This is a genomic window from Micromonospora sp. URMC 107, assembly GCF_051386315.1.
Taxonomy (GTDB): domain Bacteria; phylum Actinomycetota; class Actinomycetes; order Mycobacteriales; family Micromonosporaceae; genus Micromonospora.
Map to the genome: position 1 here is coordinate 1 of NZ_JBPQTK010000260.1, position 2,091 is coordinate 2,091.

Annotated in this window: 2 protein-coding genes; one reads left to right on the forward strand and one right to left on the reverse strand. The window is 75.7% G+C overall.

The features are described 5' to 3' along the window. Positions 1 to 108: 108 nt before the first annotated feature. A complete protein-coding gene (locus ACSNN9_RS28340; protein ID WP_436676371.1) occupies positions 109 to 1,365 on the reverse strand; it encodes an FUSC family protein in 1,257 nt (418 codons plus the stop codon). A gap of 122 nt (positions 1,366 to 1,487) precedes the next feature. Between ACSNN9_RS28340 and ACSNN9_RS28345 the strand changes: the two genes are divergently transcribed. Next, on the forward strand, positions 1,488 to 2,075 hold the full coding sequence (locus ACSNN9_RS28345) for an HD domain-containing protein (RefSeq protein ID WP_436676370.1): 588 nt from the start codon (positions 1,488 to 1,490) through the stop codon (positions 2,073 to 2,075). Positions 2,076 to 2,091: the final 16 nt, after the last annotated feature.

A 2,091-nucleotide genomic window follows, 5' to 3' on the forward strand; every position in this document is an offset into this window, starting at 1 on the left:
CCCCCACCTACGCCTCACCTACGCCGCCGCCCCGCCCGACCTCATGGACGAGGCCGTCCGCCGCCTCGCCCGCGCCCTGCGGGCCTGAGCGGGTCGACGGACGTGCGGTCAGCCGACCGGCGGGGCGGTGGGCGGCTTCGGGACACCCTCCCGCTCACCCTCACCGCGCGGCCGGTCCTGGTCGCCGAACGACTGCCGGACCCCGCGATTGGCCTCCTCCTGGGTGACGCCGGAGGCCACCATCAGGTCGCTGGCGGTGGTCCGCACCTGCGCGACCACCACGCTGCCGGAGAAGCCGACCCCCTCGGCGTACGCCCGGCCGGCCTCGCTGACCGCTCGCAGCGCCCGCTCCCGGGACTGCTCCGGCTCGTCGCCGACGGCGAACTCGTGCTTGAGCAGGCGCACGGACTCGGCGAGATGGGCCACCGCGTCGGGCATCGTCTCCGGGATGGGCTCCTCGTCCTCGATCAGGGTCACCGCGCGCCGCGTCAGGGTGCCGGCGTTTCGCATCGCCCGGTCGATCGGGCCGGCGGCCTCGGCGTAGTGGGTGAGCTCGTCCCGCCGGTGCCACCGCACCGGCGAGAGCATGGCGGTCTCCTTCGCCCCCTCGATGGCCTCGGTGAAGGCGGTCAGCTCCTCCTGGTTGTTGCGGAGCCGGTCCAGTGCCCGTTGGGCCTTGTCCCGGTCCCGTTCCCGCAGGGCGTCCGCCGTGACGTCGAGCTGGGCGGCGAGCAGGTCCAGGGCGGGCCGGGCGGCGCGGTTGATGACCCGCAGCGGGTTGAGCGGCAGCAGGATCGCGGTGACCAGCAGCGCGATGCCGCCGCCGATGAACGCGTCGATGAACCGGGGGATCTCCAGGTTCTCGGTCGACGGGCTCAGCGTGACGATCAGCACCGCCGTGGCCGCCGCCTGGATGACGATGGCCACGCTGGCGCCCGCGAAGATGGTCAGCAGGATGGCCAGGGTGACCACCAGGCCGAGCTGCCAGGGGCCGGTGCCGAGCAGGTAGATGAGGAAGTCGCCGACGGCGACCCCGATCGCCACCCCGACGATCAGCTCCACCGTGCGACGGAACCGCTGGCCGACCGAGGCGGCGAGGGTGCCGACCGCGGAGATCGGCGCGAAGACCGGCTGCGGGTTGCCGAGCAGCTCGTGCGCCGCCAGCCAGGACAGTCCGGCGGCGAGGCCGGCCTGCACGGCGAGGCCCATCGCCATCCGCAGCCGGTGCAGGCGGTCGTGCAGGGTGGTCTTGCTGCGGTGGCGCAGCTGCTCCACCGCCTCGGCGATCCGGGCCCCGTCGACGTCCGCCGCCCGGTCACGCAGGATGGCGCGTCGCACCAGTGAGGGTCGACGGTCCCGGGCCACGGCCATGGCGGGGACTACCCGTGCCGCGCCGGGTGAATCCTCGGCGCGGCCGGCGGTACGGCAGACTCGGCCGGGTGGTCGACCTTCTCGACCGGTGGCGGGCCGCGGCCCGGGGCGCCGGAATGACCGACGTTGCGGAGCTGACCCGGGTCGGTGAGGACCTGCTGACCCGCTGGCGGGAGCCGCACCGGCACTACCACGACGCCGACCACCTGGCGGCCGTCCTCGACGTGGTCGACGCCCACGCGCCGGCGGCCGGGCGGCCGGACCTGGTGCGCCTCGCGGCCTGGTGCCACGACGCGGTCTACGACCCGCGCGCCGGGGGCGACGCCAACGAGCGCGACAGCGCGGCGCTCGCCGGCACGCTGCTCACCCGGGCGGGCCTGCCGGCCGACGCCGTGGCCGAGGTGCGCCGGCTGGTGCTGCTCACCGCCGGGCACGCCGTGACGCCGGGCGACACCGACGGCGCGCTGCTCTGCGACGCCGACCTCGCCGTCCTGGCGACACCGCCCGAGGCGTACGACCGCTACGCCGCGGCGATCCGCCGGGAGTACGCGCACGTGCCCGAGCCGGCCTTCCGGGCCGGCCGCGCCCGGGTGCTCGCCGGTCTGCTCGCCCTGCCGGCGCTGTTCCGGCTACCGGAGCCGGCCCGGCGCTGGGAGTCCCAGGCCCGAGCCAACCTGACCCGCGAACTATCCACCCTCCACTAACCCCCGCCCCCTAACC